The 269-nt window shown below is 64.7% G+C and carries 1 protein-coding gene; it reads right to left on the minus strand.

What is annotated here, in order from left to right; all coding sequences use genetic code 11:
• Positions 1-269 (minus strand): MnmC family methyltransferase (locus FQ664_RS26110; protein ID WP_256676104.1); only part of this gene is annotated, 269 nt, incomplete at both ends.

Consider the following 269-nt stretch of genomic DNA (forward strand, 5'->3'; position numbering starts at 1 on the left):
GCACAGTAGAGCGTTACCTGCCAGCCCCGGCGCAGCAGCGCGAGGGATAACAGCGCACTGGCGACACCGCCGCCGATAATCGCGACCTCGCGACAGGACGCGCCAGTACGGGCAAACCAGGGCGCGCGCGGCCTCAGCGGACGCGTTTGCGCCATCACGCCGGTGAGCATTTCACGTTTGCGGCCAAATCCTTTGCATTTTTGCATGGTAAAACCGGCGTCCTGAAGCCCACGGCGGACAAACCCGGCGGAGGTAAAGGTCGCGAGGGT

Origin of the sequence: Pseudomonas persica (assembly GCF_900291015.1) — a bacterium.
Lineage (GTDB): Bacteria > Pseudomonadota > Gammaproteobacteria > Pseudomonadales > Pseudomonadaceae > Aquipseudomonas.